This is a genomic window from Mesorhizobium sp. M0894, assembly GCF_040319725.1.
GTDB lineage: Bacteria > Pseudomonadota > Alphaproteobacteria > Rhizobiales > Rhizobiaceae > Mesorhizobium.
Genome location: NZ_JAMYOG010000008.1, coordinates 25,951 through 38,947, shown reverse-complemented (window position 1 = coordinate 38,947; position 12,997 = coordinate 25,951). Strand labels below are relative to the sequence as shown.

Sequence of the window (12,997 nt, the reverse complement as noted above, 5' to 3'; positions counted from 1 at the left end):
ATCAGCCCAATCTTTCGACATAGACCTTGATGCGGCCGCCACAGGACAGGCCGACCTGCCACGCAGTCTCATCGGCGACCCCGAACTCCAGCATCTTCGCCTTGCCGCTATCGATGACGTCGATTGCTTCGGTCACCACTGCGCCTTCGACGCAGCCGCCCGAAACGGAGCCATGGAAATTGCCTTCGGTGTCGATGACCAGATGGCTACCGACCGGCCGCGGTGCCGAACCCCAGGTTTCGACCACGGTGGCAATGGCGACGTCCTTGCCGTCCTTCATCCAGCCCTCCGCGATGATCAGCGGGTCGCGGGCTTCATCGAGATAGACACTGTGTTCCATGATTTTCTCCCTGGGAGACATGTGGTTATGCGACGCGCTTCGCGCCAGCCTGGATCCACCGGCGCGGGTCGACCGAACGCACCGAATTCTTGTCCAGCGACGCACAGAGATCGGCGAGCGCGTCGAGATTGTGCACCGAACGGAATTCGTCGACATGCGGCAGCATCGCCCTGACGCCGCGGGCGCGCGCCTCGAAGCCGTCGAAGCGCAGCAGCGGGTTCAGCCAGATCAGCCGCCGGCAGGATTTATGCAGCCGTTCCATTTCCTCCGACAGGCCGGCGACCTCGTCGCGCTCCAGCCCATCGGTGATCAGCAGTACCACCGCGCCTTGCCCCAGCACGCGGCGCGACCAAAAACGGTTGAATTCTGCCAGCGTATCGCCGATGCGCGTGCCGCCCGACCAGTCCTTTACCGCGGCAGAACAGTCGGCGAGTGCGGCATCGGGATCGCGATGCCGCATCTGACGGGTCAGATTGGTAAGCCTGGTGCCGAAGACGAAGGCGTGCACGCGCCGGCGCTTTTCCGTCAGCGCATGCAGGAAATGCAGGAAGATCCGCGTGTACTGGCTCATAGAACCGGAAATGTCGGCAAGCACCACCAGCGGCGGATGGACTTCGCGGGGCGAGCGGAATTTAGGCAGGATCAACTCGCCGCCGGTGCGCGCAGCCGAGCGCATCATGGCGCGCGGATCGATACGGCGGCCATGCGCATCGGCTTTGAAACGCCGCGTCCGAACCATGTCGACGGGCAGCCGCAACTGGGCGATCGCTATCTTGGCGTCGGCCATCTCGGCGGCGTTCATCTGGGCAAAATCCTTGCCTCTCAGCACCTCGTTGCCGGAGAAGGTGAAGCGCGCGTCGACCTCGATCTCGGGAACTTCCTGCGCCGGCTGGTTCTTCTGGTGACCCTCGAACATCGCCTGGCTGACGCGGTTCTCGGCCGCGCGGGGTTTTTGCTTCCCTTTGTTGTCGGGAGCGATCGGCGAAAAGATCGCCAGCATCTTTTCGATCAGCTCGTGCGACTTCCAGAACAGCCGGAAGGTCTCGTCGAAGGTGGCGTGATCTTCGTGCCTCGAGACCAGCACGGCGTGCAGCGTCCAGTAGAAATCGTCACGCGAGCCGATGCCGGCAGCGAGCACTGCCTCGATGGCGTCTTTGACCGAGGCCGGTCCGACACGCATACCGGCCTTGCGCAAGGTGCGGGAGAAATAGACGACGTTGTCGGCGATCCGCCCGTCCGCCGTTGCCTCTTTGGGTTCCGCACGCGGCATCGCCCTACTCCGCCGCCGACAGCTCGGCCTTGACCTCGTTGAGGATGCGCCGGCCTTCGCCCTCACCGATGCGGGCAATATCGTCCTGGTATTTCAGCAGCACGCCAATCGTGTCGGAAACCGTCTCAGGGTCCAACGCCACCTTGTCGAGTTCGGTCAGCGCGCCGGCCCAGTCGATGGTCTCGGCGACGCCGGGCACCTTGAACAGCTCGATCTGACGCAGCTTCTGGATGAATGAAACGACCTCGGCCGAAAGCCGGCTGTTGGCCTGCGGCACCTTTCGGCGGACGATCTCAAGCTCGCGCTCGGCATTGGGATAATCGACCCAGTGATAAAGGCAGCGCCGCTTCAGCGCGTCGTGGATTTCGCGCGTGCGGTTGGTGGTGATGACGACGATCGGCGGCTCCTCCGCCTTGATGGTGCCGAGTTCGGGCACCGTCACCTGGAAATCGGAAAGGATTTCGAGCAGGAATGCCTCGAAGGCCTCGTCGGTGCGGTCGAGTTCGTCGATCAGGAACACCGGTGCGGCGCCCGCCTTGCCAGTCAGCGCATCGAGCACCGGGCGGCGGATCAGATACTTTTCGGAAAAGACGTTGCGTTCCATGTCGGAGCGGTCGACCTTGCCGGCCGCCTCCTCCATGCGGATTTCGATCATCTGCGCGGCGTAGTTCCACTCGTAGACGGCAGACGAGACATCGAGCCCTTCATAGCATTGCAGGCGGATCAGCCTACGGCCAAGGGCCTCGGCCAGCACCTTGGCGATCTCGGTCTTGCCGACGCCGGCCTCACCCTCAAGGAACAGCGGACGCTTCATGCGCAGCGACAAAAACAGCACAGTCGCCATCGACCGGTCCGCCACATAATCCGCACCGGTCAACAGATCGAGCGTCTCGTCGATGGTCCGCGGCACGGGGCGCGATTTCAGCTCGGTCATTTGATCTCCATGGACGCGGCCATCAAAGCCTCTACAGAGCGTGGTAGCTGCGGTCGTGATAGATCAGCGGCCGCAAATTATCGCCGGTGCGCAGGCCTGTCACCTTGCCAAAAAGCACACGATGAGTGGCCAAATCCTTGGTGTCGATCAGCTCGCAGTCGAAGACGGCAAGCGCGCCCTTCAACGTCGGCGCACCGGTCGAGATGACGTCCCATTCGGCCAATGCGAAACGCTCCTCGACCGGCAGGCCGGTGATGCCGGAAAAGCCGATCGACAGCGGCTCCTGATCCGAAGCCAGCGTGTTCAGGGCAAATTTGCCGTTTTTCACAAACGGCTCGTTCTTGGGATTTTCACGATTGAGGCAGACCAGGATGGTCGGCGGCGTGTCCGACACCGAGCAGGCCGCGATCACCGTCGCGCCACGCTTGCCCGCCGGGCCATCGGTGGTGACCACATGCACATGGCCGGCAAAATGGGCCATAGCGTCGCGGTAGGCCTGCGGCCCGATTTCATTCTTCTTCAGCACCGATGATTTTCCGTTAGTCAGAACCAGCCGTTATATATGACCGCATATTGCATGCCACAAGCGAAGTGCTTGAGCTATATCCCGAATTCGCGTGTTGCGCCAAAGCTGGCCAGCCTTTAGGTCTTGACGGCATTGGCGCCGGCAAAACACGCGACCGGCGCGGAGGAATTCTTCGCTCGCATGCGACCTTGGACAACCACGATAGCGGTGCTGGCCTGGCTCTCGCTCGCCGGTAGTGCGAGTGCCGAGACGCTGCTGATCGGTGTCGCGGCGCCTTTGTCGGGGCCGTCGGCGATCCTCGGCAAGCAGATCGAGGCAGGCGCGACAATGGCGGCTGAAGCGAGTGATACCGAGATCAGGACGATCGATGACGCCTGCACGGCCGCTGGCGGCGTTGCCGCCGCTCGGGAATTCGCCGCGGCCAAGGTCAAGGTCGTCATCGGTTTTCTGTGCACCGACGCAATCGAGGCGGCTCTGCCGATCCTCAAGGATGCCGACATCCCGGTGATCACCGTCGGCGTGCGCACGGAAAGCCTGACCGACCGGCGCGCCAAGACGGGATGGCCGATCTATCGTCTCGGGCCGCGCGGCGACGACGAGCGCAATGCCGTCGCCGCCACCCTCACCCGCCTATGGCAGAACGAGCTGTTCGCTATCGTCGACGATGGCACGATCTATGGCCGCGAAATGGCCGAGACGTTTCGGTCTGCCGCCGAGCAGGCGGCATTGAAGCCAGTGTTCGTCGACACGTTCCGGCCGCAGCTCGACAACCAGATCGGCCTGATCGGCCGACTGAAGAAAGCCGGCGCAACGCATGTCTTTGCCGGCGGTGACGGCGATGATGTCGCCATTATGGGCCGCGACGCCGGCCAGCTCGATACCGGCATGGTGTTTGCCGGCGGTGAAGCGCTGCGCGCGCCGCTCGGCGACGTGCCTTACGCCGTCGGCACGCTAATGATCGCGCCGCCCGAATGGGTTGACGTCGCCGACCCCAAGGTGCTGCAAAGCTTTGCCGCACAAAACATCGTGCCGGATGGTTATACGCTGCCCGCCTATGCCGCGGTCGAGATCGCCCGCGAGGCCTTTGCGGCTTCCGAAACCTCCAGCAAAAGCCTGGCTGACCTGCTTACTGGACATGACTTCCCTACGGCGATCGGGCCGATCCGCTTTGACGAGAAAGGCGACCTGACGCAAAATCCTTATCGCGCCTACCGTTTCGACGGCGGCCGTTTCGTGCGGGCGGAGAGCCAATAATGTTCCATACCGGTCCGCGCAATCTCATCACCGACGTTGCCGGCTTGCGGGTTGGCAATGCGGCGAATGCCAAGCTGAAATCCGGTGTGACCACCGTCATCTGCGACGAACCGGCCGTGGCCGGCGTGCAAATCCTGGGCGGTGCGCCGGGCACCCGCGAAACCGACCTGCTCGAGCCGCACAATTCAATCCATGCCATCCACGCCGTGGTGCTTTCGGGCGGTTCGGCCTTTGGCCTCGACGCCGCGTCGGGGGTACAGGCGGCATTGCGCGAAAGAGGCATCGGCGTCGAGGTCGGCGGCTTTCGCGTGCCGATCGTGCCGGCGGCGATCCTGTTCGACCTGCGCAATGGCGGCGACAAGGATTGGGGCCGGTATCCGCCTTACCGCGACCTCGGCTACGAAGCCGCGCAAGCCGCCGCGATAGACTTTGCGCTCGGCACCGCCGGCGCGGGTGCCGGCGCGCTGAGCTCCGGTCTGAAGGGCGGGCTCGGCTCGGCCTCGACAATGCTGGACAGCGGCGTCACCATCGGCGCGCTCGCCGCCGTCAACCCGACCGGCTCGGTGACGGTCGCCGGGACCCGCCATTTCTGGGCGGCACCGTTCGAGATCGGCGACGAGTTCGGCGGCTTAGGCTATCCCCACCCGATGCCTGACGGTGCCAGAAAGATCCTGCTGAAGTTCCGTGACAAGCATGCCGCAGAGCAGGCGGAAACCGGCGCCAACACGACCATCGCCGTGATCGCCACTGATGCGGTCCTCACCAAGGCCGCCGCCAAACGCCTGGCGATATCAGCGCATGACGGCTTTGTCCGTGCCATTTGGCCGACGCACACGCCCGCCGACGGCGATCTGGTCTTCGCGCTGGCAACGGGCAAGAGCGGCATCGAGCTCGGGCCCAACGATGCAATCGATCTCTACGCAGCTGCCGGCGCGACGATGGCGCGCGCCATCAGCCGCGGCGTCTTTGCCGCGACGCCGGCCGAGGGCGATCTCTTCCCGGTCTGGTCGTCGCGCTGAACGCGCCAACGCTGTGGTCGGGCGACCGATCAGGTGGGGTCGGATTTTTCTTCCTCGAACGTGACCGCAACATCCGAGTTTGCCGACAGGCGCACCTTCTGGCCCTCGACCTCGGCGACGAGGCTGAGAGGAATGAAGTGGTGATGGCCCCTGTGAGCGCCCTCGCCGCTGTCGCGCTTGGTCAGCTTGATGCGATCCCCGTCGACCTTGTCGACGGTGCCGACATGGACGCCGTCGGCGCCGATCACTTCCATACGTTCGCGGATCTTGGCTGCATCGGTCATGGGGGTCTCCCTTAGGGCGCCGCGCGTCCTTTGGACGCGCAAAGGATGCTCTAAACATTTTGAATCAATGCATCGTGCCCTTCCGAAAATCGATTCTGATTTTCGGAAGGCACGATGCGGTGAAGCTGCCGACAATAACAAACGACAGCCGGATTGGATGCATCGACTTCGTGTTTCAGTTAGCACGATCTTTTGACAGCATCGTGATAGGGAATTTAACGACGTCGACTGCCTGAACGGAAAGCCCCATGCGAAATCTTGCCCTGTTTGCCGTCTGCCTGTTCGCCCAGCTTGCAACTTTGGTCGCCGCCTACGCAGGCGATGTCGCCGAGCTTGAGATCCTCGGCTTCAGCCGTGACGGCGGCATCTTCGCCTTCGAAGAATATGGCGTCCAGGACGGATCGGGATTCCCGTATGCCAACCGCTATTACATCAACACGGCCGACGACAATTTTCTCAAGGGCTCGCCGATCCGTATCCGGCTCGACCACGAGAATGCCACCGTGGACGCAGCGCGGCTGCAGGCCCGGCAAAAGGGCGAAGCGATCGTCAGTCAGGCGGAACTCACGGCAAATCGCGGCATCACCGCCGGCTTCAACCCGGTGACCGAGCTTTCTGCCGACCCCTTCCGCATGGTGGTCAATCCGCGCCCGATCTTTTCGCCGGTCGACGAACCGCTCGAGTTCCGGCTCGACCAGATCGGCATGAACGACACCGAACGCTGCCAGAGCCAGGGCGAGATCAATGGCTTTCGCCTGCTGCGCATCGAAGCGAGAGACGGCGGCCTGACGAGGATTATTCACGAGGACAAATCGATCCCGCAAAGCCGAGGCTGTCCGAATGGGTACCAGATCGGCGCGGTCCAGACATTTTCACTGGATAGCCTCAGCGCCTATGCCGTGCTGATCGCGGTGCGCCAATACGGCTTCGAAGGGCCGGACTATCGCTGGATCGCGGTAACCGGTCGCCTGTGACGTTCCCCGCCATGCGCTATCGCGCTCTGCGCCGTCTCCGCCGCTCCTTGCCGCCGCTGCGCACCGCTTTTGTCGGTGCCTTGTTGTGGGCCATGGCGATGGGCGCCAGCGCGCTGCTCAATCTGCAGCTGTACGATTGGGAGACCCCGGCGAAGGTCCGCTTCGTCTCGCTGCTTTATGCTGCCGGCGGCGCGCTGGCCTTCCCGGTTGGGCTGTTTCTGGCGCGACTCGTCTCCCTCGGACGCAACTGGGAGATCGCCCTCGCTGCCGCCTTCGTCTGCCTTCTCACCGTGACTATCGCCTTCACCGGCGGCCTCTTTGGGCTGCAATACCGCTCCTACTATGTCCAATGGCATGCGCCCGCGCTCACCATCACCTGGGTTTTCCAGTTCGTGTTCACGATGTTGACGGCGCTCTACCAGTTCGTCGTCCTCGGCATCCGGCTGTATTTTCCGCTCGGTTTCATTGCGCTGGCTGTCGCCAGTGTCTGGTTTGCGCGCCAGCAACGTTGAGCATTTTGCTTGCCTCTGTTAGGACGCGGGCAAATGCTCTTGCAAGTCAGGACCGACTGATGATCCCTCGCTACTCCCGGCCGGAAATGGTGGCCATCTGGTCGCCCGAAACCCGGTTCCGCATCTGGTTCGAGATCGAGGCCTACGCCTGCGACGCATTGGCCGAGCTCGGCGTCATCCCGAAGGAGGCCGCCAAGACCATTTGGGAGAAAGGCGGGGCGGCGAAATTCGATGTCGAAGCCATCGACGAGATCGAACGCGTCACCAAGCACGACGTCATCGCCTTTCTCACCCATCTTGCCGAATTCGTCGGGCCGGATGCCCGCTTCATCCATCAGGGCATGACATCCTCCGACGTTCTCGACACCTGTTTTGCCGTGCAGCTCACCCGGGCCAGCGACATCCTCCTGGCCGACATTGACGGGCTGCTTGCGGCGCTCAAGCGCCGCGCCTTCGAGCACAAGGATACGATTACCATCGGCCGCAGCCACGGCATCCATGCCGAGCCGACCACTTTCGGCGTCAAGCTGGCGCAGGCCTATGCCGAATTCTCGCGCTGCCGCGAGAGGCTGGTGCACGCACGCGAGGACATCGCCACCTGCGCCATCTCGGGTGCGGTCGGCACCTTCGCCAATATCGACCCCTATGTCGAAGAGTACGTGGCCAAGAAACTTGGGCTGAAGCCCGAGCCGGTGTCGACGCAGGTGATCCCGCGCGACCGCCATGCGATGTTCTTCGCCACGCTCGGCGTCATCGCCTCGTCGATCGAGCGGCTGGCGATCGAGATGCGCCATCTGCAGCGCACCGAGGTACTGGAGGCGGAGGAGTATTTTTCGCCCGGACAAAAGGGCTCGTCGGCGATGCCGCACAAGCGCAACCCGGTGCTGACCGAGAACCTCACCGGCCTTGCTCGCATGGTGCGCTCCTTCGCGCTGCCGGCAATGGAGAATGTGGCGCTGTGGCACGAGCGCGACATCTCGCACTCGTCGGTCGAGCGCATGATCGGGCCCGACGCGACGGTGACGCTCGATTTCGCGCTGTCACGGCTGACCAGCGTCATCGACAAACTGCTGGTCTACCCCGACAACATGCTGAAGAACATGAACAAGTTCCGCGGCCTCGTGCATTCGCAGCGCGTGCTGCTGGCGCTGACGCAAGCCGGCATTTCGCGTGAGGAAGCCTACCGGCTGGTGCAGCGCAATGCCATGAAGGTGTGGGAGCAAGGCGCTGATTTCCTTGAGGAACTTTTGGCCGACAAGGACGTTGTTGCAGCCCTCCCTGAGGCCGAGATCCGCGAGAAATTCGACTTGGGCTATCATACCAAGCATGTCGACACGATCTTCAGCCGAGTGTTCGGAGAAGCCTGATGATTTCGGCGGCCGGAGATTTCGATTTTCTTGCCCTGCCCGGCCGCGGCAATTCCGGACCGGATCATTGGATGTCGCATTGGTGCAGGGTGCTCCCCAATTCGAGCCGCGTGCTGCAGGCAGAGTGGGACCGGCCGAAGCCTGAAGACTGGATCGGCCAGGTGGATGCTGCGGTGGCCGCCGCACCGCGCCGCATCGTGCTGCTTGCACATTCGCTGGCAGTGGCGACGGCGGTGAAGTGGGCTTCCGGGGCCAGTCAAAGCCAGCTCGACAAGGTCGCGGCGGCGTTCCTGGTCGCCGCGACCAATGTCGAGGATACCGATCCCTCATTCGACGCGGTGCGCCCGTTCGCGCCGATGCCGCTGAAGCGCCTGCCCTTCCCGGCATTGGTGGTGGCGAGCCGCAGCGACCCGCGCGTCACCTTCGACAAGGCGACCGCTTTTGCCGCAGCCTGGGGCGCGGATATCGCCGATGCCGGCGATCTCGGCCATATGGGAAACGAGGCCCGCCTGGGCGTATGGCCAGCGGGCCTGCTGATGCTAGGACGCTTAATCGAGAAGGCTAACCTCTAGCCTACGCCTTACCGGGAACCGTCCTTATCACTGTGCCCCACGGATCCTCGCGGGTAGTGTCGCTCGCGGCATTGTCCGAACGCATCTCGACCCAGGCCAGGCCGGAGCGGGAGGGATCTCGGCGACCGGCACCCGGGCTCTGCCACGCATTTGCGCCAATGTGGTGATGATAGCCGCCGGACGACAGGAACACCGCCGCGCCACCATATTTTGCCACCGTGTCGAAACCGAACTCCTGGTGCCACCATGCTTCGGCTTCTTCCGGCCTGCCGACCCGCAAATGGACGTGGCCGATAATGCTGTTTTCCGGCGCGCCCTGCCAGCCGGTGTCGCCGGCCGGCACTTCGGCAACCACCGAAGGGATGTTCAGCCGCTCCGTCGCCATCGCGATCTTGTCGCCGTTCCATTTCCAGTCCTGCGGACGGCGGTCGGCATAGATCTCGATGCCGTTGCCTTCCGGGTCGGTCAGATAAAGCGCCTCGCTGACCAGATGATCGGACGCGCCCTCGATGCCAATCTTGCCGGCGATGGCGTGATTGATCCAGCGGCCGAGATCGGCCCGACTGGGTAGTAGGAAGGCGGTGTGGAAAAGACCGGCGCTGCGCGGGTCATCCGGTTTCGCAGCCGGATCCGCTTCGATGTCGAGCAAAGGACGATTGACTGCGCCGAGCGTGATCGTGCCGCCGGAGCGGCTCAGTTCCTGCAAACCGACGACTTTGCGATAGTAGGCAGCGAGATTTTCTGCATGGCGCGCCCGCAAGCCGACGCGGGCAACGCTGACCGGGGTCGTCGCGGCAAAAGGCAGTTCGCTCATCAAAGTGCTCCGTTCAGGCGGCGCTCGACAAGCTTCCAACAGAGGAACCCGGCGCCATCAATCATTCTACGCCGTGTCCGTGCCAAAATCTCGGAACAGCCATTCTTTCCTGGCGACAGATCGTCGATCGCGATCGTTCACACAAGAGCGCAAGAAGCGAACATGGTGTTCACAATAGCGAGCAGAACCGGGCTCGTGAGAGGCCGTTTGCGTGTCGCTGTTGAGTTTATACCCGGTTGCACCCGACAGCGCCTCTCGCTACATGCGCGCCATGAAAGTCAGGGAAGCAGATATTCTCATCGTGCCGGGCTACACCAATTCCGGCCCCGATCATTGGCAGAGCCGCTGGCAGTCGAAACTATCGACAGCGCGCCGCGTCGAACAGGCGGAATGGTCGAAGCCGGTGCGCGAGGATTGGACGGCCGGTGTCGCCAAGGCGGTTAACGAGGCCGAGCGGCCGGTCGTCATCGTCGCCCATTCGCTTGGCGTCGCCGCGGTCATCCAGGCCTTGTCTCGGTTCGAGCGGCCGGTCGCCGGCGCTTTTTTCGTGGCGCCGCCCGATGTCGCCAATCCAAAGATAAAGCCGAGGCACCTGATGACCTTCGGTCCCTATCCGCGTGACCCGCTGCCGTTTCCGTCGGTGGTGATCGCCAGCCGCAACGACCCGTTCTGCGCCTTCGGCGTCGCCGAGGACATTGCCGCGGCTTGGGGCTCGCTGTTCATCGACGCCGGCGATGCCGGCCATCTCAACGCGGATTCCGGCTTTGGCCCCTGGCCCGAAGGGTCGATGACGTTCGCGAAATTCCTGACGGATCTCTAGGAAGCGATTGAACCCCTGACGCTGCTCAGCAGGGTCTTTGCCCCAAGCGAAATCAGCGAATGCTCGGAACCCATCGCCAGCAGCCGGTAACCCATCGACACCACGCGACCGGCGATGGCCGGTTCCATCACATAGATCGCCGCATGCTTGCCGGCTTTGCGGGTGCGCTCGGCGATCGAGGCGACGGTCTCCATCATGCTCTCCAGCGTCGAACTGACGGTGGTTCCCTTCGACCAGGCGATCGAGAAATCCGACGGGCCGAGGAAGATCCCGTCGATACCCGGCGTGTCGAGAATGCCGTCGAGTGCATCAAGCGCGGCGCGCGTTTCGACCATGGCGAACGCCATGGTGCGCTGGTTACTGTCGCGCAGCCAGTCGGCATAGTCGCCCTTGCCATGGCGCGGAAAAGCATAGGTCGGGCCCCAGGAGCGCTCGCCGAGTGGCGGGTATTTCATGGCGGCGGCAAACAGCTTTGCGTCCGCCACCGAATTCACCATCGGGGCGATCACAGCCTCGGCGCCGAAGTCGAGCGCGCGGCTGGCCATGTCGAAGCGGCCGACCGGGATGCGCACCAGCGCCGGCTTGTTGGCCGCCAGCACCGGCACAAGCCCGCGCAGCACGCTGTCCTCGTGATGGCCACCATGCTGCATGTCGAGCGTAACCGCGTCGAACCCTTGTCTGGCCAATATCTCGACAGTCAGGGCATCCGGCACGCCGGACCATGCGGTGAACAGCGTTTCGTCGGCCGCCAGGCGTGACTTCAGGGACATTGGTGATTTCCTCTTTGGCTGCAGCAATTCAGCCGGAAATGACCGTAAAGGCAAAGAAAAACCGCCCGGTTAGGCCGGGCGGTCGATTGGTCCAGCATTCGATCGATACCGGCGGAAGGATCAGGTGTTCTTGATCTGCTCGATCGCCTGCGCCATCAATTCATCCATGGTGCGGCGGATCTGATGGTCCGACTGGTCGATGCCGGCTGCATCGAAATCCTTGCGTATCTTGCGGAAAACGTCGTGATCGCCGGCTTCCTCGATGTCGCTGACGACCACTTCCCTGGCATAGGCGTCGGCCTCGGCGCCTGACTTGCCGAGCTTTTCGGCAGCCCACAGGCCGAGCGCTCTGTTGCGGCGTGCCGCAGCCTTGAATCGAAGTTCCTCGTCGAATGCGAATTTGCGCTCAAAGCCCTCTTCGCGGTCTTTCATGCTGCTCATGGCATCCCTCCGTGAAATCCGATTCGTTGTGCCAATATGTGTTGCCGGAGCACAAACCAAAAGGGCGCCGGCCGGTCAATATGCTACATTGCTTGCTGCGCTGCGGCATTTCGGTCCCCGAAAGCGGTTGATTGAAAGGATTTGCCGATTGAGCAAACAGTGCGATTGGGATAGACACCGGCATTGAACCCCACCGTCGCCATCTTATGTTAGGCAGACGGACAGGAACTGGTCGCTTGCCGCCTGCCCGCAAATCCAGAGAAAAATCAGATGAAAAATCGCCGCCGCATTTATGAAGGCAAGGCCAAGATCCTTTATGAGGGACCGGAGCCTGGCACGCTGATCCAGTTCTTCAAGGACGACGCCACCGCTTTCAACAAGAAGAAGCATGAAATCGTCGATGGCAAAGGCGTCCTCAACAACCGCATTTCCGAGCACATCTTCAACCATCTCAACCGGATGGGCATTCCGACCCACTTCATCCGCCGGCTCAACATGCGCGAGCAGCTGATCAAGGAAGTCGAGATCATCCCGCTCGAAGTGGTGGTACGCAACGTCGCCGCCGGCTCGCTGGCCAAGCGCCTCGGCATCGAGGAAGGCACCGTGCTGCCGCGCTCGATCATCGAATTCTATTACAAGGCCGATGCGCTCGACGATCCGATGGTCTCGGAAGAGCACATCACCGCCTTCGGCTGGGCGAGCCCGCAGGAGATCGACGACGTCATGGCGCTGGCCATCCGCGTCAACGACTTCCTTTCCGGGCTGTTCATGGGTGTCGGCATCCAGCTCGTCGACTTCAAGATCGAATGCGGCCGCCTGTTCGAAGGCGATATGATGCGCATCGTCGTCGCCGACGAGATCTCGCCGGATTCCTGCCGGCTGTGGGACGTGGCGACCCAGGACAAGCTCGACAAGGACCGCTTCCGCCGCGACATGGGCGGGCTCGTCGAAGCCTATCAGGAAGTTGCCCGCCGCCTCGGCATCATGAACGAGAACGAACCGCCGCGCCCTGCCGGACCGGTGCTCGTCGCATCGACCGACGGTGTCAAAGGCAAGCCGCACTGACGGCTTGCCCGCTCAACAGGTGAACAGGAGCATGT

General features: G+C 62.8%; 16 protein-coding genes. 8 read left to right on the top strand and 8 right to left on the bottom strand.

Annotated elements, in window-relative coordinates:
• Position 1: 1 nt before the first annotated feature.
• Genes NKH91_RS16995 through NKH91_RS16980 form a run of 4 tightly spaced genes read right to left on the bottom strand, consistent with a single transcriptional unit; the run spans position 2 to position 3,070 of the window.
• Complete coding sequence (locus NKH91_RS16995; RefSeq protein WP_023717405.1) at positions 2-340, bottom strand: XdhC family protein; 339 nt, start codon at positions 338-340, stop codon at positions 2-4.
• Positions 341-365: 25 nt separating this feature from the next.
• Entirely contained in the window at positions 366-1,610 is a 1,245-nt protein-coding gene (locus NKH91_RS16990) for a vWA domain-containing protein (protein WP_023717404.1), read from the bottom strand.
• Positions 1,611-1,614: 4 nt separating this feature from the next.
• On the bottom strand, positions 1,615-2,544 hold the full coding sequence (locus tag NKH91_RS16985; protein WP_352884199.1) for an AAA family ATPase: 930 nt from the start codon (positions 2,542-2,544) through the stop codon (positions 1,615-1,617).
• 31 nt (positions 2,545-2,575) lie between these two features.
• A complete protein-coding gene (locus tag NKH91_RS16980) occupies positions 2,576-3,070 on the bottom strand; it encodes a flavin reductase (protein ID WP_023717402.1) in 495 nt (164 codons plus the stop codon).
• Positions 3,071-3,250: 180 nt separating this feature from the next.
• Between NKH91_RS16980 and NKH91_RS16975 the strand changes: the two genes are divergently transcribed.
• Positions 3,251-4,324 carry a branched-chain amino acid ABC transporter substrate-binding protein gene (locus NKH91_RS16975; protein WP_352884196.1) on the top strand — a complete coding sequence of 358 codons (1,074 nt, stop codon included), beginning with the start codon at positions 3,251-3,253 and terminating at the stop codon, positions 4,322-4,324.
• Positions 4,324-5,343 (top strand): P1 family peptidase, encoded by a 1,020-nt coding sequence (locus NKH91_RS16970; RefSeq protein ID WP_352481167.1) that lies wholly within the window; start codon positions 4,324-4,326, stop codon positions 5,341-5,343. The genes NKH91_RS16975 and NKH91_RS16970 overlap by 1 nt, the downstream gene beginning before the upstream one ends.
• A gap of 29 nt (positions 5,344-5,372) precedes the next feature.
• Here NKH91_RS16970 and NKH91_RS16965 read toward each other — a convergent pair whose 3' ends face one another.
• Entirely contained in the window at positions 5,373-5,627 is a 255-nt protein-coding gene (locus tag NKH91_RS16965) for a DUF2171 domain-containing protein (RefSeq protein ID WP_254817658.1), read from the bottom strand.
• A gap of 248 nt (positions 5,628-5,875) precedes the next feature.
• Here NKH91_RS16965 and NKH91_RS16960 point away from each other — a divergent pair, with 248 nt between their 5' ends.
• The 4 genes from NKH91_RS16960 to NKH91_RS16945 are packed head-to-tail and all read left to right on the top strand — an operon-like array spanning position 5,876 to position 9,052.
• Positions 5,876-6,601: a DUF2259 domain-containing protein gene (locus NKH91_RS16960; protein WP_352845031.1), complete on the top strand. Its 726-nt coding sequence runs from the start codon at positions 5,876-5,878 to the stop codon at positions 6,599-6,601.
• A gap of 11 nt (positions 6,602-6,612) precedes the next feature.
• A complete protein-coding gene (locus NKH91_RS16955) occupies positions 6,613-7,113 on the top strand; it encodes a hypothetical protein (RefSeq protein WP_031193518.1) in 501 nt (166 codons plus the stop codon).
• 59 nt (positions 7,114-7,172) lie between these two features.
• Positions 7,173-8,480: an adenylosuccinate lyase gene (gene purB, locus NKH91_RS16950; RefSeq protein ID WP_023717395.1), complete on the top strand. Its 1,308-nt coding sequence runs from the start codon at positions 7,173-7,175 to the stop codon at positions 8,478-8,480.
• Positions 8,480-9,052 carry an RBBP9/YdeN family alpha/beta hydrolase gene (locus NKH91_RS16945; protein WP_352845032.1) on the top strand — a complete coding sequence of 191 codons (573 nt, stop codon included), beginning with the start codon at positions 8,480-8,482 and terminating at the stop codon, positions 9,050-9,052. The genes purB and NKH91_RS16945 overlap by 1 nt, the downstream gene beginning before the upstream one ends.
• A gap of 1 nt (position 9,053) precedes the next feature.
• Here the strand turns inward: NKH91_RS16945 and NKH91_RS16940 are convergent, their stop codons facing one another.
• Positions 9,054-9,866, bottom strand: coding sequence for a VOC family protein (locus NKH91_RS16940; protein ID WP_023717393.1), 813 nt, complete (start codon positions 9,864-9,866; stop codon positions 9,054-9,056).
• Between the two features lie 271 nt (positions 9,867-10,137).
• Here NKH91_RS16940 and NKH91_RS16935 point away from each other — a divergent pair, with 271 nt between their 5' ends.
• On the top strand, positions 10,138-10,686 hold the full coding sequence (locus NKH91_RS16935; RefSeq protein ID WP_023717392.1) for an RBBP9/YdeN family alpha/beta hydrolase: 549 nt from the start codon (positions 10,138-10,140) through the stop codon (positions 10,684-10,686).
• Here the strand turns inward: NKH91_RS16935 and NKH91_RS16930 are convergent.
• Positions 10,683-11,456, bottom strand: a complete 774-nt coding sequence (locus NKH91_RS16930) for an HpcH/HpaI aldolase family protein (protein WP_023717391.1) — start codon at positions 11,454-11,456, stop codon at positions 10,683-10,685. The two genes, NKH91_RS16935 and NKH91_RS16930, sit on opposite strands and share 4 nt — an antisense overlap.
• A 120-nt stretch (positions 11,457-11,576) precedes the next feature.
• A complete protein-coding gene (locus NKH91_RS16925; RefSeq protein ID WP_023717390.1) occupies positions 11,577-11,897 on the bottom strand; it encodes a DUF1476 domain-containing protein in 321 nt (106 codons plus the stop codon).
• Between the two features lie 270 nt (positions 11,898-12,167).
• On the opposite strand from NKH91_RS16925, the gene purC reads away from it, so the two are divergent.
• On the top strand, positions 12,168-12,962 hold the full coding sequence (gene purC / locus NKH91_RS16920; RefSeq protein ID WP_023674725.1) for a phosphoribosylaminoimidazolesuccinocarboxamide synthase: 795 nt from the start codon (positions 12,168-12,170) through the stop codon (positions 12,960-12,962).
• Positions 12,963-12,997: the final 35 nt, after the last annotated feature.

Coding starts and splice junctions, on each gene's coding strand:
- NKH91_RS16995 (WP_023717405.1), bottom strand. CDS start 340: ATGGAACACAGTGTCTATCTCGATGAAGCCCGCGACCCGCTGATCATC.
- NKH91_RS16990 (WP_023717404.1), bottom strand. CDS start 1,610: ATGCCGCGTGCGGAACCCAAAGAGGCAACGGCGGACGGGCGGATCGCC.
- NKH91_RS16985 (WP_352884199.1), bottom strand. CDS start 2,544: ATGACCGAGCTGAAATCGCGCCCCGTGCCGCGGACCATCGACGAGACG.
- NKH91_RS16975 (WP_352884196.1), top strand. CDS start 3,251: ATGCGACCTTGGACAACCACGATAGCGGTGCTGGCCTGGCTCTCGCTC.
- NKH91_RS16970 (WP_352481167.1), top strand. CDS start 4,324: ATGTTCCATACCGGTCCGCGCAATCTCATCACCGACGTTGCCGGCTTG.
- NKH91_RS16965 (WP_254817658.1), bottom strand. CDS start 5,627: ATGACCGATGCAGCCAAGATCCGCGAACGTATGGAAGTGATCGGCGCC.
- NKH91_RS16960 (WP_352845031.1), top strand. CDS start 5,876: ATGCGAAATCTTGCCCTGTTTGCCGTCTGCCTGTTCGCCCAGCTTGCA.
- NKH91_RS16955 (WP_031193518.1), top strand. CDS start 6,613: ATGCGCTATCGCGCTCTGCGCCGTCTCCGCCGCTCCTTGCCGCCGCTG.
- purB (WP_023717395.1), top strand. CDS start 7,173: ATGATCCCTCGCTACTCCCGGCCGGAAATGGTGGCCATCTGGTCGCCC.
- NKH91_RS16945 (WP_352845032.1), top strand. CDS start 8,480: ATGATTTCGGCGGCCGGAGATTTCGATTTTCTTGCCCTGCCCGGCCGC.
- NKH91_RS16940 (WP_023717393.1), bottom strand. CDS start 9,866: ATGAGCGAACTGCCTTTTGCCGCGACGACCCCGGTCAGCGTTGCCCGC.
- NKH91_RS16935 (WP_023717392.1), top strand. CDS start 10,138: ATGAAAGTCAGGGAAGCAGATATTCTCATCGTGCCGGGCTACACCAAT.
- NKH91_RS16930 (WP_023717391.1), bottom strand. CDS start 11,456: ATGTCCCTGAAGTCACGCCTGGCGGCCGACGAAACGCTGTTCACCGCA.
- NKH91_RS16925 (WP_023717390.1), bottom strand. CDS start 11,897: ATGAGCAGCATGAAAGACCGCGAAGAGGGCTTTGAGCGCAAATTCGCA.
- purC (WP_023674725.1), top strand. CDS start 12,168: ATGAAAAATCGCCGCCGCATTTATGAAGGCAAGGCCAAGATCCTTTAT.